The following is a 25,278-nucleotide window of genomic DNA, read 5'->3' on the forward strand; positions in this document are numbered from 1 at the left end:
GTCAGCCTCCGGCAAAACAGCGTTGCAATATATGAGGTTTTAATCTTGATCTTGATCTTGATCTTGATCTTGATCTTGATCTCAAGATTAGTTTCAAACTCACTAGCGACAGCTGCGCCAGTGCAAGCGCCGCCCGTAACTTCGCGACTTCAGGAGGCCGAACGCAGGCCTTGCGGAGGGAGGTGACGGGCATGGATGCCCGTCAAGCGCTGCGCCCCAGGATGGGGCGTTCAGCGCGGTCCTCCCGGGAGCAAGGCCGGAGTGAGGGGACCCGGAGCGAAGCGTAGGGCCGGATGAACGGAGCGCAGCGTTTTTTGGTTACTTTTTGTCGCGTTTGACAAAAAGTGACTCGCCGTAAGGGCGAAAAGGTGACTATGCGTCAGTATAGTAAATGAATGCGCTTACAACTGTGAAAACCCACACCAATCGCATTTGAATTTGAATTTGAATTTGAATTTGAATTTGACTTACACAGTGAGCGTTTTGAAAGTTATATGCGCATTCAGTTACGATGGTGACGCATAATCACCTTTCCGCCCTTACGGCGGGTCCCTTTTTGAAGGATCAAAAAGGAACCAAAAAATCCTCGCTCCATTCATCCGGCCCTCCGCTTCGCTCCGGGTCCCCTCACTCCGGCCTTGCTCCCGGGAGGACCGCGCTGAACGCCCCATCCTGGGGCGCAGCGCTTGACGGGCATCCATGCCCGTCACCTCCCTCCGCAAGACCTCCGTTCGGCCTCCTGAAGTCGCAATTTGTGTCGCCTGAACTATCGCGCGCTTAGAAGCAAAAGCAGAGCAAGAGCAAGAGCAAGAGCAAGAGCAAGAGCAAGAGCAAGAGCAAGAGCAAGAGCAAGAGCAAGAGCAAGAGCAAACAGTGGATCAACCATTCGTCGATAACGGATAAAACCTGTCGAATTACCTAAGGGCCACCCGACTACGGGATGAACCCCCAAGCGTGGAGTCACGCCATGAGCCATCCCACTCCCAAACACACCGTGGCAACCCGCAGCCAGTGGCTCGCCGCCCGGCACCAGCTCTGGCTGCACGAGAAAGCCTTCACCCATCAACGCGACGAGCTTGCCGCCGCCCGCCGCGCCCTGCCCTGGGTAGCGGTGGAGCCGGACTACCGTTTCCAGGGCCCGGACGGCGATCTAAGCCTGGGCGAGCTGTTCGCCGGACGCAGCCAGTTGCTGGTCTATCACTTCATGTTCGCCGACGGCTGGCACGAAGGCTGCCCGGGCTGCTCGTTCCTGGCCGACCACTTCGACGGCGCCAACCTGCACCTGGCCCACCACGATGTTTCCCTGGTGGCGGTTTCGCGGGCGCCCTTTGCCGAGTTCCAGGCGTTCCGCCGGCGCATGGGCTGGCACTTCCCATGGTTCTCCTCGCACGGCAGCCGCTTCAACCAGGATTTCGGCGTCACTGTCGCCACCGATGGCAGCGCCCAGTACAACTACGAACCCTACACCGGCGACGAAACGGAGCTGCCCGGGCTCAGCGCGTTCTACCGGGATAGCGACGGCAGCCTGTACCACACCTATTCCACCTATGCCCGCGGGCTGGACATCCTGGTCAACGCGTACAACTTCCTCGACCTGGCGCCCCTCGGGCGCAACGAGGACGGGACGATGGACTGGGTGCGGCATCATGATCGCTATGAAAGTGCCAGTGACAAGCCGCATTGCTGCAAGGATTGAGTTCCGGCGGGATCAGATCGCCTGCACCGCCAGCAACTCCGTCAACACCTCGGCCAGTGCCTTGACCATCACATCCGCCGTGGGCCGGTGCACGATGACGATTTCGTAGCTGTCCACCTCCGGCAGCCCCTGCTCGATGCCCAGCACCCGGTGCTCGAGCAGCGCTGCCCGCGGCGGCAGCAGGCTGATGCCCATGCCGTCGGCCACCGCCGCCTGGATACCGCTGAGGCTCGAGCTGGTGAAGCTGATGCGCCAGCGCCGGCCCATGCCTTCGATCGCGCTGATCATGTCATCGCGGTACAGCCCGCGTGGCGGAAAGGTCACCAAGGGAATCGGGTCGAGATCGAAGGACGGCATGCGCGCGCTGTCGATCCATTGCAGGCGCTCCGGCCAGCAGGCCACGCCCTCGCGGCTGTTGCGCCGCTGCTTGAGCAGCACCAGGTCGAGCTCGCCGTTGTCATAGGCCTGGCTGAGATCGCGGCACAGCCCGCTGGTGACTTCCAGCTTGACCTGGGGATGCTGCCGGCTGAACGCGGACAACGCATTGGTGGTGCGCCCGCCGACGAAATCCTCCGGCACGCCCAGGCGCACGGTTACCCCGACCATGGCCCCGGCCAACGCCTCGAGCATCTGATCGTTGAGGGCCAGCATGTGCCGGGCATAACCGAGCAGGGTCTGCCCGGCATCGGTGGGCAGCACATCGCGGTTGCCACGCACCAGCAAGCGGTGGCCGACCATGTCCTCGAGGCGACGGACCTTCTGGCTGATGGTCGACTGCGTGGAATGCAGGCGCGCCGCGGCGGTGGTGAAACTGCCGCAGTCAGCCACCACGACAATGGCGCGCAACAGGTCGAGGTCGAACAAGGCCCTATTTGGTTTTACGCTGGCAGACATCTTGATATTCGACTTCTGAATGACGAGCCTGACTTCTACCACGGGCACCGATACCCGGCAACATGCGCAAATACACTGGGTTCCATCCAGATTATTCACTTCTGCTACAAACACAGGCCCCCTAGCATGGACCCTCGTCCTATCAGGAGCCGCCCCCATGCGCCTGCCGCTCACCGCCTTGCTGCTGACCCTGTCCACCAGCCTTGCCAGCCACGCCGAGACCCCCGCCATGAACACAGCGTTGCTCGATGCCGCCCGCCGCGGCGATGCCCCTGCCGTGCGCCAACTGCTCGACCGGGGCGCGCAGGCCGATACCCGCAACGACCAGGGCCAGACCGCGTTGCTGGTGGCCACCCACGCCAATGAAGTGGAAGCCGCCAAGGTGCTGATCGAGGCCGGCGCGGACGTCAACGCCAAGGACAATATCAACGACAGCCCCTACCTGTACGCGGGCGCACGGGGGCTGGACGACATCCTGCGCCTGACCCTGGCCCATGGCGCCGACCTGAAGAGCACCAACCGCTACGGTGGTACCGCGCTGATCCCGGCCGCCGAACGCGGGCATGTCAGCACCGTGCAGTTGCTGATCGCGGCCGGTGTCGATGTGAACCACCTCAACCGCCTGCACTGGACCGCGCTTCTCGAGGCGGTGATCCTCGGCGATGGCGGCCCGCGGCATGTGGAAATCGTGCGCCAGTTGCTGGCGGCCGGGGCGGACCCGCTCATTGCCGACAAGGACGGCGTGACCGCGCTGGAGCATGCGCGCCAACGCGGTTATCGCGAGATGGTCGCCTTGCTGGAAAGCCCCAGGCGCCGCTGACGCGCCGGTTATTCCACAGCCTCGAACGGCAGCCCTACATAGTTCTCGGCGATATTCGCCAGCCCCGCCGCCGACCCCAGGTAGTACTCGCGATCGGCCGCCTGCATCTTACGGTCCCAATCATCCTGGTGTTCGCCGAAGTCATGCAGCAGTTGGGTCATGAACCAACTGAAGCGCTCGCCCTTCCATACCCGCCGCAACGCCATGGGCGAATACTGCGCCAGCAGGTCGGTGCGCCCCTCGCGGTAGACCTTGACCAGGATCCGGTACAGGTAGTTGACGTCCGAGGCCGCAAGGTTCAGGCCCTTGGCGCCGGTGGGCGGCACGATGTGGGCGGCGTCGCCGACCAGGAACAGACGGCCATGCTGCATCGGCTCGACCACCAGGCTGCGCAGCGGCGCGATGCTTTTCTCCAGCGCAGGCCCGGTCACCAGTTGCTCGGCCACCGCCTGTGGCAGCCGCGCCTTGAGCTCGGTCCAGAAGCGTTCATCGGACCAGTCCTCCACCCGCTCTTGCAGTGGCACCTGCAGGTAGTAGCGGCTGCGCGTCTGCGAGCGCTGGCTGCACAGCACGAAACCGCGTTCGTGATGGGCGTAGATCAGCTCATGGTTGACCGGCGGGGTATCGGCCAGCAGTCCCAGCCAGCCGAACGGATAGACCCGCTCGTACACCTTCAGCACGCTGGCCGGGATGCTCTGCCTGGCCACGCCATGGAAGCCATCGCAGCCGGCGATGTAATCGCACTCCACCCGGTGCTGGCGACCGTCCTTGTCGAACGTCAGGTAAGGCCGCGGCCCCTCGATGTCATGGGGCTGGACATTGTTGGCCGCATAGATGATCGGCGCCCCACTCTGCTCGCGAGCCTGCATCAGGTCGCGGGTGACCTCGGTCTGGCCGTAGACCATCACCGTCTTGCCACCGGTCAGTGCCTTGAGGTCAAGACGCTGGCGATGGCCACCGACCAGCAACTCGACCCCTTCATGAACCAACCCTTCGCGATCCATGCGCTGGGCCACGCCGGCTTCGCGCAGCAACTCGACCGTGCCCTGTTCGAGCACGCCGGCACGGATGCGCCCCAGCACATAGTCCGGGGTCTGGCGCTCGACGATCAGCGTATCGATGCCGGCGTTGTGCAGCAGCTGGCCGAGCAGCAGGCCGGACGGGCCGGCGCCGATGATTGCAACCTGAGTCTTCATTGTTGTTGTCTCACGATGACGATGCCGGCTTTGCACTGGCAATGGCCGCGCATCTGCTGTTAGGGTTTGCACCTGTATTTTTACTGCTGAAAAACGTGCAGAACGTGCGAAATCCGTTTTGAAAACTGCACTTTCCTGAAATTCGTTCGATTAACGGACAGGTCCCACCCCATGCACAGCCCCCTTCCTGGCATCCCGTTGTTCCAGCTGTATGGCGAGCACCGTGCCTGGCCGGATACCGACCTGCTGCACTGCGAGTCGATCCCGGCACGCAGCCGTCTGCACCACTGGGAGATCAAGCCGCACCGACACGCAGAACTGTTCCAGCTGCTCTATGTGCAGCGCGGCGAGGTGCAGGTGGAGATCGAGGGCGAGCGCCGGGTGATTCGCGAGGCGGCGATCCAGGTGGTGCCGCCGCTGACTGTCCATGGTTTTCGCTTCAGTGCCGATATCCAGGGGCATGTGCTGACGTTCGGCACGGCCTTGGTGGTCGATCTGGAAAAGCGCCTCGGCGCCCCCCTGAGCGTGCTGGCGGCGGCGCGGTGCTACCCGCTGGGCAAGGACCGCCTGCGCCTGCACGGCCTGATCGACACGCTGCAGCAGGAGTACCAGGGCTGCGCCCCGGCCCGCGGCCCCATGCTGCAGGCACTGGTCACCGCGCTGATGGTGTGGATCAACCGCCAGCAAGCCGCCTTGCCAGCGCGCAGCCAGGACGAACGGGACCAGCAGTTGCTCGGCCGTTACCTGCGCCTGGTCGAGGCGCATTACCGCGAGCACCTTGCCGTGGACGATTTCGCCGCGCGCCTGGGCATCACCAGCCTGCTGTTGAACCAGCTGTGCCGGGCACTGGCCGGGCAATCGGCGTTGCAGGTGATCCACCAGCGCCTGCTGCTCGAAGCACGGCGCAATCTTGCCTACACGCGCATGAGCATCGGCCAGTTGTCCGACAGACTGGGGTTCAGCGACCCGACCTACTTTGCGCGGTTCTTCAAACGGCTCGACGGGCAGACGCCCAAGGCCTACCGCAAGTCCGTGAATGCCTGAACGGGCCGGCGAGCGCAGCCCTTGCTTGACGTATACGTCAACCTGGCATTAGGTTACTCGCATTCCCTCCCCCGAGCGCAAGCATGAGCAGCCAGACCTACAGCATTTCCGACCTGTCCCGCGAACTGGACATCACCACCCGCGCCATCCGCTTCTATGAGGAGCAGGGTCTGCTCAGCCCTGAACGACGCGGCCTGGAACGCATCTACTCGGCCCGCGACAAGGTCACGCTCAAACTGATCCTGCGCGGCAAGCGCATCGGTTTCTCGCTGGCCGAATGCCGTGAACTGATCGAACTCTACGACCCCTCCGGCGGCAACCAGAAACAGCTCACCAGCATGCTGGCGAAGATCGCCGAACGCCGCGCCCAGCTCGAACAGCAGATGCTCGACATCCAGCAGATGCACCTGGAGCTGGACACCGCCCAGGAGCGTTGCGAGCAGGCCCTGGCCGCTACCCTGAACCCGCCGCACACCCACCGTTGATCCGCCACAGGAAGCCCGCCATGTCATTGCCCAAGAATGTCCGCCTGGTCGAAGTCGGCCCGCGCGACGGCCTGCAGAACGAAGCCCAGCCCATCAGCGTCGCCGATAAGGTGCGCCTGGTGGACGACCTCACCGACGCCGGGCTCGCCTACATAGAAGTGGGCAGCTTCGTCTCGCCCAAATGGGTCCCGCAGATGGCCGGCTCCGGCGAAGTGTTCGCCGGTATCCGTCAGCGCGAGGGGGTCACCTATGCGGCGCTGGCGCCCAACCTGCGCGGTTTCGAGGATGCCCTGGCCGCCGGGGTGAAGGAAGTGGCGGTGTTCGCGGCGGCGTCCGAAGCGTTCTCCCAGCGCAACATCAATTGCTCGATCAGTGACAGCCTCAAGCGTTTCGAGCCGATCATGGAGGCCGCCCGCAGCCAGGGTGTGCGGGTGCGCGGTTATGTCTCCTGCGTGCTCGGCTGCCCCTACGAGGGACGCATCAGCGCCGAGCAGGTGGCACCAGTGGCCAAGGCCCTGCACGACATGGGCTGCTATGAAGTATCGCTGGGCGACACCATCGGCACCGGCACCGCCGGTGACACCCGCCGCCTGTTCGAGGTGGTCTCGGCTCAGGTGCCCCGCGCGCAACTGGCCGGGCACTTCCACGACACCTATGGCCAGGCGCTGGCCAACGTCTATGCCAGCCTGCTCGAGGGCATCAGCGTGTTCGACAGCTCGGTGGCCGGCCTGGGCGGCTGCCCCTACGCCAAGGGCGCCACCGGTAACGTCGCCAGCGAGGATGTGGTGTACCTGCTGCAAGGGCTGGGCATCGACACGGGCATCGACCTGGACCGACTCATCGCCGCGGGCCTGCGTATCAGCGAAGTGCTCGGGCGCGTCACCGGATCGCGGGTGGCGAAGGCCCGCGGCATTCGCTGAGTCACACGGTTGTCACACAGGTGTGGGTGGAGTGTTACCGCCTACACGCTGTGCAGAAGAAAATCGGGTAACAGGGAAACAATTCGACAAATTTTCACGTGCCAATCCACTCTGCAAAATCACCAAGCCATTGATTTTAAAGGGTTTGTAAAAGTTGGCACGCCACCTGCTATATCTTTTGGCATAACAAGAACAAAAAACGCGATACCCAATAAAAACAACAGTAAACGGCTCTGACATAACAAGAACAACACGGCAGAGGCGTAGCAAGCAGATTTTTTTGGAGTCGACGTGCATTCCAGGGGTTCCGGCCTCGCAACCTGGCAAGAACAATAAAACTACCTCCGAGGTAGCGGCAGTCAAGGTTGGATCACGTTGGATGAACGCAGGTCAGCGCTCAAAAAAATACGTTTGCTCTTGGCCCCGGTTGGGGGCCCCGCAGTGCAGAGACGACAGCCGACAAAAACAACAACAGGCCAGTCTCCAATAATAAGAAAAGAGCAGGCAACAACGCTTATGAGGGGAGCTTCGGCTCCCCTCAGTGCTTCCTGCCCTCCTCCTCCTCGCGCTTGTCCTCATGCTCGCCTTCGACCTTGTCCACCAGCAACGGCATGCTTGCCAGCACCAACAGCGCCAGCACCGTGCTGATCAGTGCCGTGGCCTCGCGCCCCATCCCTGCAGCCGTGCCGATGGCGGCGGTCATCCATAGCCCGGCGGCGGTGGTCAGGCCCTTGACGTGACTGGTGTCGCGGCCGTTGCCCTTGAGAATCGTGCCCGCGCCGAGAAAGCCGATACCGGCGACGATGCCCTGGATCACCCGGCTCAACGCCTGCTCGTCCGCCCCGGCCATGCTCGGCGCCAGGACGAACAAGGCCGCGCCCATGGACACCAGCATGTGCGTGCGCACGCCGGCCGACTTGCCCTTGCTCTCGCGCTCGAAGCCCAGCACCGCCCCCAGCAAGGCCGCCATCAGCAGGCGGATGAGGATCCGCGAGACCTCGCGCTCGTCGGCAACATCGGCGAATTCGGTGTGCAACGTCGCCAAAAAGGCTTGCCAGAATGCTTCCATCGGATGTCTCCAGAGATCCCGCCGAACAGGTCTCAAGGAGTGTAGGTGGATTGCTCAGGCGTGAAACCCTGCAACTGCTCCAGCCAGTACGCCACGTCCAGTTCGTCGATCTGCTCGGGGCGCAGGAAGCGCTCGGCATATTGCCGGTACACCCCTCTACTCAGGAACAAGCGCAGCAACTGCCCGTCGACATGCTTGTCCCGCGCCATGAACACCAGGATCTTCACCGACTCGGACAGGGTCTTCGGCGCCTTGTAGGGCCGGTCCGCCGCGGTCAGTGCCTCAAAGATGTCGGCAATCGCCATCACCCGCTCGGGGATGCTCAGCGCCTCCTTGCCAAGCCTGCGCGGGTAGCCGCTGCCGTCCAGCTTCTCGTGATGGTTGCCGGCGATTGACGGCACGCGCCTGAGCTGGCGCGGGAACGGCAGCGCGCTGAGCATGATGATGGTCTGCACGATGTGCTCGTTGATCTTGAAGCGCTCTTCGTCGTTGAGCGTGCCGCGGCGGATCGACAGGTTGTACAGCTCGCCGTGGTTGCTGGCATGGGCCGGCAGGCGCATGTCGAAACCCCAGTGGTTGCGCGGGTCGTCCTTGGCCACCGGCGGCGTACGAGCGCCCCAGGGCACCCGGTGCTCATCGCGGTCGGCAAGCAGTGGCTCGTCCACTGGCAAGGTTGCCGCCGAGGTGTCGGTGAACCGCGCTGCCTCGTCGCGGGAGATGCCCAGGCGGTTGTCGAAGTGCCGCCGCCAGCGGCGCTGGCCAATAGTGCGCAGGCGCTCGATGTCGGCCTCCTGCATGAACTCGCCACCGATGTTGGCGTTGGCGACGAAGGCGAAGTCCTCCTGCAAGGTTGCCCGGCATGCCTCCAGCGTGCGCCGCAGCGCCGGCTCATCATCGCCGTTGGCCACGCCTTGCCAGTAGGCGATTTCGGCATCGCGCCAGAGCACCTCGAAGCGCATGCGCACCTCGTGGATGCGGTTGTACAAGGTCTCGAGCTTGGTCGCCTTGTCCACCACGTATTCGGGGCTGGTGATCTTGCCGCAGTCGTGCAGCCAGGCGGCCACGCGGAATTCGTAGCGCTCGGCCTCGCTCATGCTGAAGTCGGCATAGGGGCCGCTGTCAGCCTGCACGGCCTGGTCCAAGAGCATCTGCGCCAGTTGCGGCACCCGTTCGCAATGGCCGCCGGTATAGGGGCTCTTGGCGTCGATGGCGTCGGCCAACAACTTGATCATGGCGTCCAGCAGGCGTTGCTGGGCCTCGACCAGCTGACGGGTCTCGATGGCCACGGCGGCTGCACCGGACAGTTCCTCGACAAAGCGCTGGAACGGTTGGCCCACGGCCGCGTTCGCATCGGCGAGTTGCAGCACCAGGATGCCGAGCAGCGCCTGGCCGCGGTCATTGAGCACCACCGCCAGGCTGCGCCCTTGCCATGCGAGGGCTTGGGTCACCGCGCTGGCCAGGTCCTGCCGCTCGCCTTCAGGTAGCGTCAGTTCCTCGGGGTAGTCATGGCCGCGACTGGCGGCGGCCAGGCGCAACCGGCTGTTGTCGTCGTACAGATACACCGCACCGGCACTGACGCCCGCTGCCGCCACCAGGTGATTGAGCACGCCGTCGAGCATGCTTTCGAGTTGGGTCTCGCGGCTCAACGTAAGGGTGATCGCCTGAAAGTTGCGGATGGTGCCGGACATACGGCTCAGCACCCGGCTCAGCTCACGCACTTCGCAGACCCGCGAGACAACGCCCACCTCACGGCTGAAATCGAAACTGGCCAGGCCCTGCACCTGCTCGGTCAGCCGGCGCAACGGACGGCCGATGCGTCGGCCCAGTAGCCCGCCAAGCAACAACAACACAGCTGCCACGGCTACGGCCCAGAGCAATTGCTCGAACAGCACCTTGCGCGCCCCGGCCAGCAGTTCGTGGGCCGGCACGGCGATCAGCACCTGCAGGTCCTGCCCGGCCATGGAGGTAAGCGGCAGGCGCATGCCGTACCAGGTCTGCCCCTCGACCTGGTACGGCTGCGGGCTCGCGCCCTGGGGCATGTCGGCGTAGATATGCGCAAGGCTGCCGATGCCCAGCTCGCCGATGCGCGACAGGCGCACGCTCTCACCCTCGCGCACGACAACCCGTTGCAGGTCCGGGTAGGCCACTACGTTGCCCTGATCGTCGACCACGGCGATCTCGGTGCCGGCGGTGATGCGCAGGTCGCGGCTCTCGCTGGCCAGGTCATTGACCGAGACATCCATGCCGATCACCGCCGTGCCCTCGGCGCTGCGCTGGGCCATGGTCAGGCCGATCTCGCGGGTGGTAAAGAATACGTAGGGACGAGTGAGTACGGTCTCGGGCTGCGCGCTGGCTTCGATGAACCAGGGCCGTTGGCGTGGATCGTATTGGTAGTCGGGCTTGCTCTGGCGCTGCAACAGGGTCAGTAGCGAGTCATAGAAGCGCCACTCGCCCTGCATCGCGCCATCGGCGCCCTGGGTGACGGTCTGCACCAGGAACGCCGTGTCCGCCGGTGCCGCGAAACGCTGCAACAGCTGCGGGTCGCGCAAGCGGCGGACCAGCAGGAATTCACCATTGGGGTAACCGACGTAGGCGGCGCTGAGCATGCGGTTGGCACGCAGGCTCTCGACCAGTTGCGGCAATTGCTCGAGGCGCTCGGCCAACGTACCCGACGCCGGGCTGAAGGCCAGCAGGCGAATGCTGCTCTGCACCGGGTCGACCAGGCGCCGGGCGCGCTCGTCGATAGTTCGGCCGACCTGCTGGGCGGCATCGCCGGCGGCGGCCACCAGGGCCTGGCGCACGCCCAGGTAGCCTTGCCAGGCCAGGGCCGCGCCCAGTGCCAGCATGCCCAGCATGATCGCCAATGCCACCAGCCACTGCAGGGAAATGCTCCGGCCACGGTTGTTCATGGCCGTCTACTTCGAGCGGACACCCGTCCAGCCATCTGCCTCATCATCGCGCAGCCCATCCCAGTTACTCCCGTGTGGCGATTTCCACAGTGTAATCAGCCCATGCGAACGTGCTGGCCCGAGATATCCGCTGGCCGCGAGACAGCCAGATAGTGGCATGATGCCATGCAAGACTGCATGAACTTTTCCGGAGCGATTGCAGGGCGCGGTTAGATGAAACAATCCATCGTATACAAAACAAGCGAATTCTGTTTACACTGCCTCGCGCCTACGACAACGGTCATCGCCGTTGCGTATTGCGACAGGCTCAAGCCATGCGACATCCACTACCGCCCGCCTTCACCGGGCATCCTTCCCGAATGCCGCTTGCCGCATTCGCCTTGTCACCGTCTGCCCACCTGCCCGATGCGCCCGCCATGGCGCAGCCTTCGCACGTGCGCGGTGAACCGTTCGCCCCTGTCATCGACGCCCGGCCACGCCGCGGCGCCTGACGGCCCTGGTGCGCCCGGCCCATGCACCAGGCGCCTCTCTACAATCAGAAAACACATCCCAAACGGGAGGGGACACACATGCCCAAGACCCTACTGGTCAAGAACGCCGAACTGCTGGTGACCATGGACGGCGAACGCCGTGAAATCAAACGCGGTGGCCTGTACATCGAAGACAACGTGATCCGCCAGGTCGGCCCCAGCGAAACGCTGCCGCAAAACGCCGACGTGATCCTCGACATGACCGGCAAGGTGGTCATCCCGGGCCTGGTCAACACCCACCACCACATGTACCAGAGCCTTACCCGCGTGGTGCCGGCGGCCCAGGACGGCGAGCTGTTCAACTGGCTGACCAACCTCTATCCGATCTGGGCGCGACTGACCCCGGAGATGATCGCGGTCTCGACCCAGACGGCCATGGCCGAACTGATCCTCTCGGGCTGCACCACCTCCAGCGACCACCTGTACATCTACCCCAACGGCTGCAAGCTCGACGACAGCATCCACGCCGCCGAGGAAATCGGCATGCGCTTCCACGCCGCTCGCGGCAGCATGAGCGTCGGCCGCAGCCAGGGCGGCCTGCCGCCGGACTCGGTGGTGGAAAAGGAAAGCGACATCCTCAAGGAATCCCAGCGTCTGATCGAGGATTACCACGACGCCAGCCATGGCTCGATGCGGCGCGTGGTGGTGGCGCCCTGCTCGCCGTTCTCTGTCAGCCGCGACCTGATGCGCGAAGCAGCGGTCCTGGCCCGGGAGTACGGCGTGTCGCTGCATACCCACCTGGCCGAGAACGTCAACGACATCGCCTACAGCCGCGAGAAGTTCGGCATGACCCCGGCCGAGTACGCCGAGGACCTGGGTTGGGTCGGCCACGATGTCTGGCACGCCCACTGCGTGCAGCTCGACCAGCACGGCATCGAGCTGTTCGCCCGCACCGGCACCGGGGTCGCCCACTGCCCGTGCTCGAACATGCGCCTGGCCTCAGGGATAGCGCCGATCCGCAAGATGCGCGACCACGGCGTGCCGGTGGGGCTGGGGGTCGATGGTTCGGCATCCAACGACGGCGCCAGCATGATCGGCGAGGTACGCCAGGCCTTGCTGCTGCAACGGGTCGGCTTTGGCCCGGATGCGATGACCGCCCGCGAAGCGCTGGAAATTGCCACCCTGGGCGGCGCCAAGGTACTCAACCGTGACGATATCGGTGCCCTGGCACCGGGCATGGTCGCCGACTTCGTCGCCTTCGACCTTGGCCATGTGGCCTATGCCGGCGCCCTCCACGACCCGCTGGCGGCGCTGGTGTTCTGCACCCCGACCCATGTTGACACCAGCGTGATCAACGGGCGCGTGGTGGTTCAGGACGGGCGCATCGCCACCGTTGACTTGCCGCGGGTACTGGAGCGTCACAACCAGCTGGCGCGGCAGTTGGTCAGCGGCGAGTAGCACAGCCGCTCCCGCGCCAGGCTTCGCGATCAGCTCAAGGGCCTGCTATGGAACAGCCATCCCCCTGAGCCGCTGCGCCAGTTCCAGGGCCACCCGCCCGCTGGCCGGCGTGGGCATCAGCTGGGTGAACGGGATATCGATCATGCGGTTCTCGCGCACCGCCCGCAGGCTCGAGAGCACCGGGTCGCGGGTCAGCAGCTGACGCTTGCGGCTGGCCGGCGACCACAGGGCGTCGGCCAGCAGGATCACGTCGGGGTCGCTGCTCAGCAGCGCCTCGCGGTTGATCGTCACGCGGTACTGGTCGATCCCGGCAAGCACATTGCGCGCCCCGGCGGCGGCCAGCAACGGCGTGACGAACCCGCGCCCGCCTTCGCTGTCCAGCCCCCGCACCTCGCTGTCGAGGTAGAACACCGACAGTGGCTTGCCGCTGGGTGCGATCGCCCTGGCCTGCGCCAGGTCGTTCTCCATCGCCTCGATCAACGCCTGCGCCCTCGCCTGTCTGCCCAACAGCTCGCCGAACACAGTCAGGTCACGCCGGACATGGCCGTAGTAGTCCAGCGAGTGGCCGTTACAGGCCGACTCGAGCAGGTAGGTGGCAATCCCGTTGCCGGCCAATCTGCTGCGCGAGGTGATCCCATCGCCAAATGCCGTGGCGAATCCGCCGACCACCAGATCCGGCCTTTGCGCGTACAACACTTCGCTGGCCGGATACTCCCGGGCAATCACTGGCACACCCTGGTAGCGGCCCTGCTTGTAGGCGGCGCCGTTGTCGTCCAGGTAGGCCACCCCGACCATCGACGGACCCGCGCCGAGGGCGAGCAGCAGGTCGGCCGCGTGCTGATTGAGGGCGACGATACGCGCAGGCGCCGCAGCGGGCCGTTGCCAGTCCTGCCCGCAGTTGCGATAGCTGCTGGCCAGGGCTGGTGCGCCACAGCACAAGGCGAGGGACAGTAGCCAGGCTTTACGCATCGCACGCCCTTCCCTTGATCAACAGTCCTTCGGCGATCCTTCCACCCTGCAGATGCGTTTCCACCAATTCCTCCACCTCCCGATCATCACGTACCCGATACCAGCAGCCGTCCGGATGCACCGTCAACACTGGCCCCAGGTTGCAGGGAAACTGGCAACCGGTGCGGGTCAGCAGCACGCCACCCGGGGTCTCGATCAGGTCACGCTCCAGCAACCGCCGGCGCAGGCGTTTCCACAACGGCAAGGCGCCGCGCCGCACGCAACGGGGGCCGGTGCAGAGGAACACCTGGCGGGCATGCTCGGGCACCCGCGACCAGTCCGGGTCGCTGGCCACCGCGTTGACCTGGTCGCACGCCAGGTGGCGGACAGGTTCGTCGATGCTGGCACAGGCCGCTCGCGCATCCAGGCCGCGCCGCCCCAGGGCCTGGGCCGTGACCCAGACGCCGGCCCGACCTTGCGCCAGGCGCCCCAGCTCATCGCGCAGCCAGTCAAGGTAGGCGCTGTCCGAGGTGGGTTCCAGGTCCACCACCAGCAGGCGTTCCACGCCCTGGTCGAGGGCCTCGCGGACCACCGCCCAGAGCCCGTCGAACCCCTCCAGGGTGTCGACGATATCCCGGCCCGCCTCGTGGCCACGCAGGTCACGAATCTCGGCGCCAAAAGCTTCCGCCGCCGAGCCGCCACCCAGGCCGGGGCCGACGAACAACACGCGCTGGTAGTCCATGCTCACGCCCCTCAGAAGGTGTAGGTGTAGCGCAGTTCGCTGGTGAACGGCCGCCCGAGATTGTCAACGTTACTCGCCCGACTGGTGACATAGTCGCGGTCGAACAGGTTCTCCACCAGCAGGCTCAGCCGGTGCTGGCGGGCGCCGTCCAGGTAGCGATAAGCATCGGCGTCGACCACCGAGTAATGGCCGTAGTCGACGCCTTTGGAGCTGACCACGTCGCGGATATAGCGAATGGCGCCCCCGGCCCCCCACCTGCGGTCTGCCGATTCGTAGCCGAGCCGCGAACGGGCGAAGAAACTCGGCACGTCGTTGATCGTTGCCCCGGTGCGCGACTCGGTGAGGTTGCGGGTCATGTCGGCCTGCAGGCTCCATTGATCGTCAAGCTGGATACGCGCATCGGCCTCGAAGCCACGCATCTGTACCTGCCCCTGGCCGTTGACCCACTGGCTACCGTCCAGGGTGATCAAGTCGGTGATCTTGCGGCGGAACACGGTGACGCTGGCGCTGAATTCACGCTCCAGCAGCAGGCCGTGGTAGTCCAGGCCAAGCTCGGCATTGCGGCTCTTCTCGGGCTTGAGGTCGCGGTTGCCGATCTCGTCGCCTGGCTCGTTGACGAACAGCTGCTCGGCGTTCGGCAACTTGTAGGCGCTGCCATACTGGCCGCGCAGTTGCCAGTTGTCGTTCAGGTCGTACAGCGAGGTGAGCATGCCGACGGTGGCGCTGTCGCCGCCGCTCATGGCCTCGTGGCGCAGGCCGAGGCTCGGGTGCCAGTTGGGCAAGGTCTCGATCCTGGGCCGCAGTTGGGCGTACAACGCATTGGCCTGGGCCTCGTTGTCGTCGATCACCAGCACGTCGTCCTGGCCCTTGAACCACTGGTTGTCGGAACCGAACACCAGCACGTGGCCGCCGTCGAGTTCGGCCTTGCCCTCGGCCTGCACGCCCCAATCGGTGAAGCCCCAGTAGTCGTTGTGGTTGACCACGTCGCGGGAGCCGTCGGCGCGGTTGTTGATGCGCGTGTAGCGAGTGTCCCAGTCGTTGACGTGGCCCTTGACGAAGTAGCTCAGGCGTTCGCTGATGCGCTGTTCGAAGGTGGCCGTGGCGATCTGCTGCACGCGGTCATTGGTGGTCTTGTAATTGTTCACCGGTCGGGCGAAATCGAGGTTGGCGTCGGTGTACTGGTAGAACAGCTCCAGCCGCGCATCGTCGCCGAAGGCCTGGATCGCCTTGCCGCCGAAGGTGGTCACCTCGTAGCCGCGCTTCTTGTCGCTGACGTTGCCGCTGTAGTCGCGGTTGCGAAACGGCTGGTAACCGTCGGAGACGTTGTGACTGACATAGGCCAGCAGGCCCAGGTCGCCGAAGCCATTGCTGAAGATCTGCTCGACGCGGGCGTCCTTGCTGCTGCCGGCGAAGCTGTCCAGGCCCAGGTTGACCTCACCTGAAGCCTGACGGCGTTGCGGGCTGCGGGTGACGATGTTGATCACTCCCGCCACGGCCTGGGTGCCGAACAACAGGCTCTGGCCGCCCTTGAGCACCTCGATGCGCTCCACCGCGTTGGCCGGCAGGGTGTCCAGGTACAGGCCGCCGTACAGGCGGTTGTTCAGGCGTACACCGTCGAGCAGGATCAGGGTGTCGTCGTTGCGCCCGCCGAGCAGCGAGTAGGTGCCGTAGTCGAACGGGCCGTTCTTCGGCGCGACATAGAAGCCGGGGATGAACATCTGCATCACCCGGGTAATGTCGGCGCCGGGGCCGGCGCGCTCGATCTGCTCGCGGCTAATGATCTCGACCTTGCTGCCGTACTGGGCCATGGCGGCGACCGTGGTCGACTCCACCGACGGCGCGGCGACGATTTGCTGGTCGAGGATCAGGGGGGTGTTTTCGGCCAGTGCCAGGGGGCTGGCCAGGCAGCCCAGGAACAAGGTCCGGGCCTTGGGGAAACGACGTCGGGAGTGAATCACAGCAATCATGCTCTTCTCGAAAGTGACTTTCGCAGAAGCACGCAGGAGCACGGATCGCGCACACGCCAATACCGGCCCATGCCCGCCCACCGCAGGAGTTTGCCTACAACATTCCAGGCCGGTCTCCGGGCTCGCAAGACAAGATGTCTTCACCTTCCCATGACGCGCGGGCCACAGTGGTCTGTCGAAGGCATCACTTGCATACCGTTGCGGGGGCAGCACCGGACTGGCGCGAAGCGCGTACCGGTTTCCCGTTTCACCCCATGCGCGGCGGCATGGGACACCTGAAATCGGTCGGCATCTGAACACCTTGGGGCAAGGTGCGTCAAGCAAAGGCCGGTGAATCGTTTCGCGTGTTTTTTATCTGCCAATCACTCTAGGCAGATGTGTCAAAAGTTGTAGAATCCGCACGCCCAATCTATTCCCATTCCCTTCGAGCTTTGCCGATGAAGCTGGCCCGCCACACACGATCGCAAGTCGCCTGGGTGCTGTATTTCAGCATCCTGTTCGGCTCGTTGCTGTGCGCCATGGGCCATGGACAGATGGCAGGCTTGCGCCTGGCCGGCCTGGATGACGCCGCCTGGTGCGCGGCCGACAGCAGCGGCGTGTTCAAGGGCGATCAGGACGTCACCGACCCGGTGCTGCCCGCCGGCGGCGACTGCGTGATCGCCAGCCTGTTCAGCGCCACCCTGCTGGCGGTGTTCTTCGGCCTGCTGGCCCTGCTCGCCGGGGAGTCGAGCAAACCCTTACCCAGACAACCCGCGCCGACCCTGCCCAAGCAGCGTTGGCCCCTGGTCAATCCCCGCGCCTCTCCCGCTTCGCTTCTCGCGTTCTGACATCGCCACGCTCTCGTGCTGCCTGATCGGCAGCGGGCGTGCGCTCATTGATTTCAGCCAGGAAGCCTTGCATGTTCCGCATGACCACTCTGGCGCTGCTCGTTGGCAGCGCAACCTGCGCCTGGGCGCAGGACGACACCCTCACCCTGCCCGCCAGCAACGTCACGGCCACCGCCGCCCCCAAAGAAGCCACCACCCTGGACCTCGACCGGCCTATCGCAAGCGGCTCGCGGCTCAACCTCAGCGCCCGCGAAAACCCGGCCTCGGTCAGCGTCGCCGACCGCAAGACCATGGAACGCATCGGCGCGCGTAACTTCCAGGACGCCGCCAACGCCCTGCCCGGGGTCAACGCCTCGGCACCGCCCGGCTGGGGCGGCTACGTGTCGTACCGTGGTTTCAACGGTGCCCAGGTCAGCCAGTTGTTCAATGGCATCAACCTGCAGTACGGCGCCGCCGGGCGCCCGGTCGGGGCATGGATCTACGACCGTGTCGAACTGCTCGGCGGGCCGTCGTCGTTCCTCAACGGCAGCGGCGCCGTGGGCGGCAGCCTGAACATGATCACCAAACTGGCCAACCGCGACGAGGACACCTTCGAGGGCCGCGTCAGCTACGGGCGCTACGACACGATGGAAACCTCGGTCGGCTTCAACAAGGCGCTCAACAGCGGTGACGGCCCACGCCACTACGCGCGGCTCGACTACAGCCGCACCAACACCAATGGCTATATCGACCGCCAGGAGAACGGGGCAGGCAACCTGGCCTTCTCGCTGCTCAGCGACATCAACGACCAGCTGTCGCACACCCTGGCCATCGAGTACCTCGAAGAGAAGGAAGACAGCCCCTACTGGGGCGCGCCGGTGCTGCAACCGGCCAGCGGCACCCTACACATCGACAAGCACCACCGTTTCGACAACTACAACGTCGAGGACGGCCGCTACGAGCAGCGCACCCGCTGGCTGCGCTCGATCACCGACTACCGCATCGACGACAGCAACCAGTTGCGCAACACCTTCTACCACTACAACGGCCAGCGCGATTACCGCAACCTCGAGGTGTACCGCTACAACCCCGGCAACACCGCCATCGCCCGCTCCGGCGGCTACCGCCAGCGCCACGACCAGGAGGTCAACGGTAACCGCGTCGAGCTGACCCACCAGGGCCAGCTGTTCAGCCTGGCCAGCGACTGGGCGTTCGGCGTGGACTACAACCGCAACCAGCAGACCGCCTACCCGTTGTCCAAGGGCGCGTTCGACAGCATCGATCCCAACGGTTTCCAGCCCGACCACTTCCTCGACATCCCTGGCATGGACGCTCCACGCGCCAAGGGGCGCAGCACCACCACCGACACCACTGCGGGCTTCGTCGAAAACCGTACCCGCCTGACCGACCAGCTGTCGCTGGTCACCGCGCTGCGCTACGACCATATCGACTTCGACGTGGTCGACCACGTGACCCGGGCCAAGCTGAATCGGCGCTGGGATGCCTTCACCGGGCGCCTGGGGCTGGTCTACGACCTGACCTCCAATGTCAGCCTTTACACCCAGTACAGCACCTCGGCCGAGCCGCCAGGGGGCTCGCTCACTGGCGCCTCGCTCAGCCAGGTCGGCGACTTCGACCTGAGCACCGGCAGGCAGGTGGAAGTGGGCAGCAAGGTGGACTTCCTCGACGGGCGCGGCTCGGCCACGGCGGCGGCCTACCGCATCGTGCGCAAGAACATCTCGGTGCCCTCCTCGACCGTGCCCAACACCACCGAGCAGGCCGGCCAGCAGACCTCCACCGGCATCGAGCTGGCGGCGTCGTTCAAGGTCACGCCCAAGCTGCTGGCAGCGGGCAACTTCAGCTGGGTCAACGCCGAATACGACGAGTTCAACGAGACCATCGGCGGCGTGGTGTACTCGCGCAAGGGCAAGAATCCGGTGAACATCCCCGACCGGGTGGCCAACCTCTGGCTGACGTACGACCTGGCGCCGGGCTGGCAGATCGGCGCCGACGCCCGCTACGTCTCGGCGGTCTACGCCAACACCGCCAACACCCAGTGGGTGCCTTCGTACACCGTCTACGGGCTGTCGATGACCCACGACCTGGACCAGCACGTGCAACTCAGCGCCCGCCTGCGCAACCTCACCGACGAGGTCTACGCCCGCTTCATTCACCAGACCAACACCCAGTACTACCTGGGTGAGCCGCGCAGCCTGGAAGTCGCTGTGCAGTGGCGCTACTGATGGGCCTGAAGCGCCAGCTGTACCTGTGGCATCGCTGGCTGGGCATCGTCGCCTGCCTGTTCATGGCGCTGTGGTTCGTCTCCGGGGTGGTCATGCTGTATGTCGGCTACCCCAAGCTGACCACGGCCGAGCGCCTGGCCCACCTGCTGGCCTTGCCGGCGGGATGCTGCGCCGAGTTGCCGGCGCAATGGGCTGAGCAGCCGTTGAAGGCGTTGCGCCTTACCAGCCTGGGCGGGCAACCGTACTATTTGCTGGAGCTGGCGGACGGTCGCCGCGTCACCCTCGATGCAGCCAACGGCGAGCCCCTGGCCAACGCCGACGCGGCCTGGGCCCTGGCCAATGCCCGGCAGTACGCCGGCAGCGCGGCATTGGCTTACCAGGGCACGCTGGACGAGGACATGTGGACCCACTCCCGGGCCCTGGACAGCGATCGCCCCTTGCACCGGGTGCAAGTGGACGATGCGGCCGGCACCTGGCTGTACCTGTCCGGACGCACCGGCGAGGTGGTGCGCGATGCGAGCGGCCGCGAGCGCGCCTGGAATTGGATCGGTGCCTGGTTGCACTGGCTCTATCCGTTGCGTGGCGGCCTGGGCTTCGACAATGGCTGGCGCACCCTGGTGATCGGCCTTTCACTGCTCGGCACGCTGATGGCGCTCATGGGCATCGCGGTGGGCATCCTGCGCCTGCGGCTGCGCAAACGCTACCGCAGCGGATCGTGCAGCCCCTACCCCGGCGGCTGGTTGCGCTGGCACCACATCGGCGGGCTGCTGTTCGGTGGGATGCTGGTGCTGTGGGTGTTCAGCGGGTTGATGTCGATGCGCCCCTGGGGCGTGACCGACAGCCGCTCGCAGATCGCCTTGCAACAAGCGCCGCTGCGTGCCAACGACCTGCAACTGCCGATTGCCACGGCACTGGCCCGCTTGCGCGACGAAACCGGGTTCACCGCAGTGGAGTTGCAATGGCAACGCCTGGCCGACGTCACCTATGCAGTGGCCCGCAGCGCCGACGGCGACAGCCGCATCCTTGAAGCACACGCCCCGCCGGCGCGTACCTTCAGCCGGGAAAGGCTGCAGGCGGCCGCGCAAGCGATGGCTCCGGGGGTGACGGTGGCGGATGACTGGCAGAGCGCCTACGACTTCCACTACTTCGCCCGCGAGCCACAGAGCATGTACGGTTCCCAGGCGCGCCCACTGCCCGTGCTGCGCCTGCGCTTCGCCGACGCGGCGGACACCTGGGCCTACCTGGACCCTGCCAGCGGCACGCTGGTGGCCAGCCACGACCGGGCGCAACGTGCCGGGCGCTGGTTGTTCAACCTGTTGCACAGCTGGGATTGGCAACCGCTGCTGGCGCGGCCGCTGTTGCGCGAAGGGTTGATCATCAGCCTGAGTAGCGGCGGCCTGGTAATAGCCCTCAGTGGTGTGGTACTGGGCTGGCGACGCCTGCGCAGGACGCTTCGATAGCGTCATTGGGGCTGCTGAGCAGCCCCTTTCGCCTGACTGCCATTGACCGGCTACCCGCGCTTTTTCTTTACCCCGCCCTGCCTGGCCTTGAACCGCGGATTGGACTTGCAGATCACATAGATCCGCCCACGGCGCTTGACTACCTGGCAGTCACGATGACGGCGCTTGGCCTGCTTGAGTGAGGACAGTACTTGCATAAAAACCTCCAGATACGTAATAACATAACATTAACGCAAATCATTCTCATCGCGCAACCGCCCTGTCACACCTTCTTCTGGCGATGACTGGAACGATAATGTAATGTTATTACGTATTTAACGGAGATCCCCCTTGAACCCTCGCGCTCCCCTTCTGGCCGGCCTGACCCTGGGCCTGTTCGGTCAACCGCTCGCTGCGGCCCAACCCCTGGTGCTGGACGAAACCTCGATCACCGACGCCTACCTCGAAGAACGCGCCGACGGCCCGGTCCAGGGTTATCGGGCCACCCGCTCGGCCACCGCCACGCGCACCGACACCGATATCCGCGACACCCCGCAGAGCATCGAAGTGGTGCCGGCCCAGGTACTCAAGGACCTCAACACCACCCGCATCGACCGCGCCCTGGACTTTGCCGGCGGCGTGTCGCGGCAGAACAACTTCGGTGGCCTGACCTTTCTCAACTACAGCGTGCGCGGCTTCACCACAGGGGAGCTGTACAAGAACGGCTTCGCCGTCAACCGCGGCAGCTACAGCGCGCCCGACACCTCCGGCATCGAGCGCATCGAGGTGCTCAAGGGCCCGGCCGCGAGCCTCTATGGCCGCGGCGACCCCGGCGGGCTGGTCAACATCGTCAGCAAGCGGCCCCAGGCCGAGACGTTCAGCACCGTGAACCTGAGCGCCGGCAGCTGGGACCGTTACCGCGGCACGCTGGACGCCAACGCGCCGCTGGACAGCCAAGGCAACCTGCTGGGCCGGGTCAACCTGGCGGTGGAGGACAACGGCAGCTTCCGCGATCACGTCAACAGCGAGCGACGGATCGTCAGCCCGTCGCTGAGCTGGCAACTGTCGCCCGACACCCGCCTGCTGCTGGACACCGAGTTTTCCCGCACCGAATCGGTGTTCGACCGCGGCATCCCGGCGGTCAATGGCCAGATGGGCTCGGTGCAGCGCTCGGCGTTCATGGGCGAGCCCAACGACGGCAAGATCCGCAACGACAACCAGACCGTCGACCTGGCCCTGGAGCACTTCCTCGACGACAACTGGAAACTGCGCCTGGCCAACCACTACACCCAGGGCACACTGAAGGGCAACAGCTCCGAGCCCCAGGCCCTGGTCGGCAACACGCTCACGCGCTTCTACCGCGAGCGCGACTTCGAGTGGAACGACAACATCACCCAAGCCGAGCTGCACGGCCAGTTCGAGCTGCTCGGCTGGCAGCACCAGAGCCTGATCGGCCTGGAATACGAGAACTACCGCAACAGCCAGAAGTACCCGCAGAGCGCGACCCTGGCCAGCTATGGCCTGGACATCCGCAACCCGGTGTACGGCAAGCCCAAGCCGGCCCTCACCCGCGCCAATGACTTCTTCGAACGCACCGAAAGCCATGCCCTCAACCTGCAGGACCAGATCGCCTTCAGCGAGCGCCTGCGCGGGCTGGTCGGGGTACGCCTGGAGCGCATCGAGCAGACCTCGCAGAACCGCAGCAGCGGTATCAGCAACAGCCAGGCCAAGGATGTCGCCACGCCCCGCGTCGGCCTGCTGTACCAGCTGACGCCGCAGGTCGGCGTGTTTGCCAACGCATCGACGTCGTTCAAGCCCAACACCATCGGCACCCAAGGGCAGGTGTACAAGCCCGAGAAAGGCCTCGGCTACGAGACCGGCCTGAAGCTCGACCTGTTCGACAGCCGCCTGGGCGCCACGGTGGCGCTGTTCCATATCGACAAGGAGAACGTCATCACCACCGATGCCCTGGGCGAGAGCATCGCGGCCGGCAAGGCGCGCAGCCAGGGCCTGGACCTGCAGTTCAGCGGCCAGCTCAGCGAGGCGGTGCGGGTGATCGGCGCCTATGCCTACATCGATGCCGAGGTCACCAAGGGCGATGCCAGCCTGCCCAAGGGCAGCGACCTGCTGGGCATTGCCCGTAACAGCGGCAGCGTGATGGGCGTGTATGAGTTCCAGAATGGCGCCCTGCGCGGTTCGGACCTGGGCGCGGCGTTCAACTATGTCGGCGAGCGCTCCGGTCAGGCCGGCAGCGCCTTCACCCTGCCCTCGTACAGCACGGTCGACCTGCTGGCGCACTACAAGGCCAGCGAGCAGGTCACTGTGGGTCTGAACCTCAACAACCTGTTCGATCGCAAGTACTACGAGCGCTCGTACAACAGTTCATGGGTGCTGCCGGGCGAGCCGCGCAATGTCAGTGTCAGCCTGACGCTCAGCCTCTGAGGCCGGCGCAGTGGCTCGCGATGCCCCACGCACCGGGGCATCGCGATACACTGTGCGGACACCACCCAAGCAGCCCCTGGCATGATCCAGTCCGATCTCGATCTGTTCGACGCACACCCCCAGCAGCTGGCCGCGCACACCACGCTGCTGCCAGGTTTCGCCTTGGCGGAGCTCGAGCCCCTGCTCGATGCCTTGCGCCCGGTGCTGCGCGCGGCGCCGTTTCGCCACATGCAGACCCCCGGCGGCCTGCGCATGGCCGTGGCGCTGAGCAATTGCGGCGCGCTGGGTTGGGTCAGCGACGCAAGCGGCTATCGTTACTCCGCCACCGACCCGGTCAGTGGCAAGCCCTGGCCTGCCCTGCCCCGGGTGCTGGTCGAGCTGGCCTCGCGCGCTGCCGCCCAGGCCGGGTTCGAGGGTTTCGTGGCGGATGCCTGCCTGATCAACCACTACCTGCCGGGTACCCGCCTGAGCCTGCATCAGGACCGCGACGAGCAGGACTACGCCCATCCGATCGTCTCGATCTCGCTGGGCCTGCCCGCAGTGTTCCTGTTCGGCGGGCTGCAACGCTCGGACCGTACCCGGCGCATACCGCTGAACCACGGCGACGTGCTGGTGTGGGGCGGCGAGGACCGCCTGCGCTTTCATGGCGTGCTGCCGATCAAGCCTGGCGTGCATCCGCGCATGGGCGAACGGCGGATCAATCTGACGCTGCGCAAGGCCGGCTGACCCTAGGCTGCCCCTAACGGCCGGCAAACCATTCCCGGCGTTCCTCGAACGCGGCGCGGATCGCCCCGACCATCACCTGCACCAACGGGTCGGCTTCGGTGCGCTCATCGACCGCCAGCCACACGCGCCGGCGCATCGGCTCGCGGAACAACCCCGGCAAGGCCAGCAGGCCACGATCCAGATGCGCCGCGTAGTGCGGCAGCAAACCGACACTGGCGCTGCACTTGATCAGCTGGCAGTACATCTCGTAGTCCTGGATCTGCGTCACGCCGGCCGAGCGGGTGCTCAACAGCGTCTGCCAGGGCGTCAACGCCTGCACGCCGACCTCGCCTTGCCATTGCACCAGCATGTAGTCCTGCAGGTGCGCCAGGCTGGTCGGGCGGTTGGCCTCGCGGGCATAACGCTTGGCGATATGCGGCAGGTATTCGAGGGTGGCCAGGGCTTCGGCGGTGGTGTCGGCAAAACAGCCGCTGCGGGCGCCCTGGTCAAGGTCGCCCAGCCATAACGCCACATCCGCGGCCTGCTCGGGTACCTGGCGGCCATCGAGCGTGGCCACCTCCAGGCGCATGCCGGCATGCTGGCGCACGAAGTTGATCAGGTTGCGGCCCAGCAGGTCCTGCAGCAGTGGTTCGGCCACGGCCAGGCGCACACTGGCGCTGGCTTCCCGCGGCGCTGGCACCACCGGTTCGCGGGCCTGGAGCACCTGCTGCAGGCGCTCGCCCTGCTGGCTGAGCACCGGGTTGTTGTTGCGGTTGACGAACAGGCTGTAGCCCAGGCGTGCCTCCAGCGCCGCCAGGCGTTTTCGCAAGGCCACAGGCTTCAGGTTGAGCCGCCGCGCCGCCTGCATGAAACAACCGCAGCGCGCGGTGACCAGAAAACAGTTCAGGGTCTGTTCGTCCAGGGCCAGCGGCACCTGGGGGCGAACGACGGGCACGCTGGTATCCGGGGCTCGCCCCCGGGACAGATCGATAGGCATCCCTCGCCTCCCGCAGGCCCGCCTTGGC

Annotated in this window: 20 protein-coding genes and 1 riboswitch; of the genes, 11 read left to right on the plus strand and 9 right to left on the minus strand. The window is 65.4% G+C overall.

Annotation, left to right across the window (positions count from 1 at the left end):
• Positions 1-967: 967 nt before the first annotated feature.
• The gene (locus ACZ9C1_RS06930) at positions 968-1,696 is read left to right on the plus strand and encodes a DUF899 domain-containing protein (protein ID WP_476253796.1); all 729 of its coding nucleotides are present in this window, start codon (positions 968-970) and stop codon (positions 1,694-1,696) included.
• Between the two features lie 12 nt (positions 1,697-1,708).
• Here ACZ9C1_RS06930 and ACZ9C1_RS06935 read toward each other — a convergent pair whose 3' ends face one another.
• Positions 1,709-2,590: a LysR substrate-binding domain-containing protein gene (locus tag ACZ9C1_RS06935; protein ID WP_023631572.1), complete on the minus strand. Its 882-nt coding sequence runs from the start codon at positions 2,588-2,590 to the stop codon at positions 1,709-1,711.
• A 157-nt stretch (positions 2,591-2,747) separates the two neighbouring features.
• On the opposite strand from ACZ9C1_RS06935, the gene ACZ9C1_RS06940 reads away from it, so the two are divergent.
• Complete coding sequence (locus tag ACZ9C1_RS06940; protein ID WP_457377693.1) at positions 2,748-3,410, plus strand: ankyrin repeat domain-containing protein; 663 nt, start codon at positions 2,748-2,750, stop codon at positions 3,408-3,410.
• Between the two features lie 8 nt (positions 3,411-3,418).
• Here the strand turns inward: ACZ9C1_RS06940 and pobA are convergent, their stop codons facing one another.
• Positions 3,419-4,606, minus strand: coding sequence for a 4-hydroxybenzoate 3-monooxygenase (pobA, locus tag ACZ9C1_RS06945; protein WP_102684993.1), 1,188 nt, complete (start codon positions 4,604-4,606; stop codon positions 3,419-3,421).
• A 171-nt stretch (positions 4,607-4,777) separates the two neighbouring features.
• On the opposite strand from pobA, the gene ACZ9C1_RS06950 reads away from it, so the two are divergent.
• The 3 genes from ACZ9C1_RS06950 to ACZ9C1_RS06960 all read left to right on the plus strand — a co-directional run bounded on the left by ACZ9C1_RS06950 (position 4,778) and on the right by ACZ9C1_RS06960 (position 7,055).
• Complete coding sequence (locus tag ACZ9C1_RS06950) at positions 4,778-5,650, plus strand: helix-turn-helix domain-containing protein (RefSeq protein ID WP_476253797.1); 873 nt, start codon at positions 4,778-4,780, stop codon at positions 5,648-5,650.
• Between the two features lie 83 nt (positions 5,651-5,733).
• Positions 5,734-6,135 (plus strand): MerR family transcriptional regulator, encoded by a 402-nt coding sequence (locus ACZ9C1_RS06955; RefSeq protein ID WP_023631568.1) that lies wholly within the window; start codon positions 5,734-5,736, stop codon positions 6,133-6,135.
• A 20-nt stretch (positions 6,136-6,155) separates the two neighbouring features.
• Positions 6,156-7,055: a hydroxymethylglutaryl-CoA lyase gene (locus ACZ9C1_RS06960; protein WP_139670579.1), complete on the plus strand. Its 900-nt coding sequence runs from the start codon at positions 6,156-6,158 to the stop codon at positions 7,053-7,055.
• 538 nt (positions 7,056-7,593) lie between these two features.
• Here ACZ9C1_RS06960 and ACZ9C1_RS06965 read toward each other — a convergent pair.
• Both ACZ9C1_RS06965 and ACZ9C1_RS06970 read right to left on the minus strand, forming a co-directional pair.
• Entirely contained in the window at positions 7,594-8,124 is a 531-nt protein-coding gene (locus ACZ9C1_RS06965) for an MgtC/SapB family protein (protein WP_102684996.1), read from the minus strand.
• Positions 8,125-8,156: 32 nt separating this feature from the next.
• Positions 8,157-11,033, minus strand: a complete 2,877-nt coding sequence (locus ACZ9C1_RS06970; RefSeq protein WP_457377696.1) for an HD domain-containing phosphohydrolase — start codon at positions 11,031-11,033, stop codon at positions 8,157-8,159.
• Between the two features lie 569 nt (positions 11,034-11,602).
• Between ACZ9C1_RS06970 and ACZ9C1_RS06975 the strand changes: the two genes are divergently transcribed.
• Positions 11,603-12,961, plus strand: a complete 1,359-nt coding sequence (locus ACZ9C1_RS06975; RefSeq protein WP_102684998.1) for an 8-oxoguanine deaminase — start codon at positions 11,603-11,605, stop codon at positions 12,959-12,961.
• A 45-nt stretch (positions 12,962-13,006) separates the two neighbouring features.
• Here ACZ9C1_RS06975 and ACZ9C1_RS06980 read toward each other — a convergent pair whose 3' ends face one another.
• From ACZ9C1_RS06980 to ACZ9C1_RS06990, 3 genes are read right to left on the minus strand one after another with little or no spacing between them, the layout of a single operon-like run.
• Positions 13,007-13,930, minus strand: coding sequence for an ABC transporter substrate-binding protein (locus ACZ9C1_RS06980; RefSeq protein ID WP_476253798.1), 924 nt, complete (start codon positions 13,928-13,930; stop codon positions 13,007-13,009).
• A complete protein-coding gene (locus tag ACZ9C1_RS06985) occupies positions 13,923-14,651 on the minus strand; it encodes a (2Fe-2S) ferredoxin domain-containing protein (RefSeq protein WP_476253799.1) in 729 nt (242 codons plus the stop codon). The genes ACZ9C1_RS06980 and ACZ9C1_RS06985 overlap by 8 nt, the downstream gene beginning before the upstream one ends.
• Positions 14,652-14,662: 11 nt before the next feature.
• The gene (locus tag ACZ9C1_RS06990) at positions 14,663-16,618 is read right to left on the minus strand and encodes a TonB-dependent receptor plug domain-containing protein (RefSeq protein WP_476253800.1); all 1,956 of its coding nucleotides are present in this window, start codon (positions 16,616-16,618) and stop codon (positions 14,663-14,665) included.
• A 90-nt stretch (positions 16,619-16,708) separates the two neighbouring features.
• A riboswitch (cobalamin riboswitch) is annotated at positions 16,709-16,912 on the minus strand.
• Positions 16,913-17,055: 143 nt separating this feature from the next.
• On the opposite strand from ACZ9C1_RS06990, the gene ACZ9C1_RS06995 reads away from it, so the two are divergent.
• The 3 genes from ACZ9C1_RS06995 (at position 17,056) to ACZ9C1_RS07005 (ending at position 21,127) form a co-directional block, all read left to right on the plus strand.
• Positions 17,056-17,445: a DUF2946 family protein gene (locus ACZ9C1_RS06995; protein WP_102685002.1), complete on the plus strand. Its 390-nt coding sequence runs from the start codon at positions 17,056-17,058 to the stop codon at positions 17,443-17,445.
• A gap of 71 nt (positions 17,446-17,516) precedes the next feature.
• Positions 17,517-19,667, plus strand: a complete 2,151-nt coding sequence (locus ACZ9C1_RS07000) for a TonB-dependent receptor (RefSeq protein ID WP_476253801.1) — start codon at positions 17,517-17,519, stop codon at positions 19,665-19,667.
• Positions 19,668-19,672: 5 nt separating this feature from the next.
• Positions 19,673-21,127, plus strand: a complete 1,455-nt coding sequence (locus ACZ9C1_RS07005; protein ID WP_476254562.1) for a PepSY domain-containing protein — start codon at positions 19,673-19,675, stop codon at positions 21,125-21,127.
• Between the two features lie 50 nt (positions 21,128-21,177).
• On the opposite strand, the gene ykgO is transcribed toward ACZ9C1_RS07005, so the two are convergent.
• Positions 21,178-21,324 carry a type B 50S ribosomal protein L36 gene (gene ykgO / locus ACZ9C1_RS07010; RefSeq protein ID WP_023632134.1) on the minus strand — a complete coding sequence of 49 codons (147 nt, stop codon included), beginning with the start codon at positions 21,322-21,324 and terminating at the stop codon, positions 21,178-21,180.
• A gap of 133 nt (positions 21,325-21,457) precedes the next feature.
• Between ykgO and ACZ9C1_RS07015 the strand changes: the two genes are divergently transcribed.
• Together ACZ9C1_RS07015 and alkB are read left to right on the plus strand one after the other, a co-directional pair.
• Positions 21,458-23,548, plus strand: a complete 2,091-nt coding sequence (locus ACZ9C1_RS07015) for a TonB-dependent siderophore receptor (RefSeq protein WP_277504446.1) — start codon at positions 21,458-21,460, stop codon at positions 23,546-23,548.
• Positions 23,549-23,629: 81 nt separating this feature from the next.
• The gene (gene alkB / locus ACZ9C1_RS07020; protein ID WP_198755586.1) at positions 23,630-24,274 is read left to right on the plus strand and encodes a DNA oxidative demethylase AlkB; all 645 of its coding nucleotides are present in this window, start codon (positions 23,630-23,632) and stop codon (positions 24,272-24,274) included.
• A 13-nt stretch (positions 24,275-24,287) separates the two neighbouring features.
• On the opposite strand, the gene ACZ9C1_RS07025 is transcribed toward alkB, so the two are convergent.
• On the minus strand, positions 24,288-25,208 hold the full coding sequence (locus ACZ9C1_RS07025; protein ID WP_476253802.1) for a LysR substrate-binding domain-containing protein: 921 nt from the start codon (positions 25,206-25,208) through the stop codon (positions 24,288-24,290).
• Between the last annotated feature and the right edge of the window lie 70 nt (positions 25,209-25,278).

It is taken from the genome of Pseudomonas sp. TE21435, assembly GCF_056279265.1.

Coding starts and splice junctions, on each gene's coding strand:
- ACZ9C1_RS06965 (WP_102684996.1), bottom strand. CDS start 8,124: ATGGAAGCATTCTGGCAAGCCTTTTTGGCGACGTTGCACACCGAATTC.
- ACZ9C1_RS07000 (WP_476253801.1), top strand. CDS start 17,517: ATGTTCCGCATGACCACTCTGGCGCTGCTCGTTGGCAGCGCAACCTGC.
- ACZ9C1_RS06950 (WP_476253797.1), top strand. CDS start 4,778: ATGCACAGCCCCCTTCCTGGCATCCCGTTGTTCCAGCTGTATGGCGAG.
- ACZ9C1_RS06955 (WP_023631568.1), top strand. CDS start 5,734: ATGAGCAGCCAGACCTACAGCATTTCCGACCTGTCCCGCGAACTGGAC.
- ACZ9C1_RS06960 (WP_139670579.1), top strand. CDS start 6,156: ATGTCATTGCCCAAGAATGTCCGCCTGGTCGAAGTCGGCCCGCGCGAC.
- ACZ9C1_RS06935 (WP_023631572.1), bottom strand. CDS start 2,590: ATGTCTGCCAGCGTAAAACCAAATAGGGCCTTGTTCGACCTCGACCTG.
- ykgO (WP_023632134.1), bottom strand. CDS start 21,324: ATGCAAGTACTGTCCTCACTCAAGCAGGCCAAGCGCCGTCATCGTGAC.
- pobA (WP_102684993.1), bottom strand. CDS start 4,606: ATGAAGACTCAGGTTGCAATCATCGGCGCCGGCCCGTCCGGCCTGCTG.
- ACZ9C1_RS06995 (WP_102685002.1), top strand. CDS start 17,056: ATGAAGCTGGCCCGCCACACACGATCGCAAGTCGCCTGGGTGCTGTAT.
- ACZ9C1_RS06970 (WP_457377696.1), bottom strand. CDS start 11,033: ATGAACAACCGTGGCCGGAGCATTTCCCTGCAGTGGCTGGTGGCATTG.
- ACZ9C1_RS06980 (WP_476253798.1), bottom strand. CDS start 13,930: ATGCGTAAAGCCTGGCTACTGTCCCTCGCCTTGTGCTGTGGCGCACCA.
- ACZ9C1_RS06975 (WP_102684998.1), top strand. CDS start 11,603: ATGCCCAAGACCCTACTGGTCAAGAACGCCGAACTGCTGGTGACCATG.
- ACZ9C1_RS06940 (WP_457377693.1), top strand. CDS start 2,748: ATGCGCCTGCCGCTCACCGCCTTGCTGCTGACCCTGTCCACCAGCCTT.
- ACZ9C1_RS06990 (WP_476253800.1), bottom strand. CDS start 16,618: ATGATTGCTGTGATTCACTCCCGACGTCGTTTCCCCAAGGCCCGGACC.
- ACZ9C1_RS06985 (WP_476253799.1), bottom strand. CDS start 14,651: ATGGACTACCAGCGCGTGTTGTTCGTCGGCCCCGGCCTGGGTGGCGGC.
- ACZ9C1_RS06930 (WP_476253796.1), top strand. CDS start 968: ATGAGCCATCCCACTCCCAAACACACCGTGGCAACCCGCAGCCAGTGG.
- alkB (WP_198755586.1), top strand. CDS start 23,630: ATGATCCAGTCCGATCTCGATCTGTTCGACGCACACCCCCAGCAGCTG.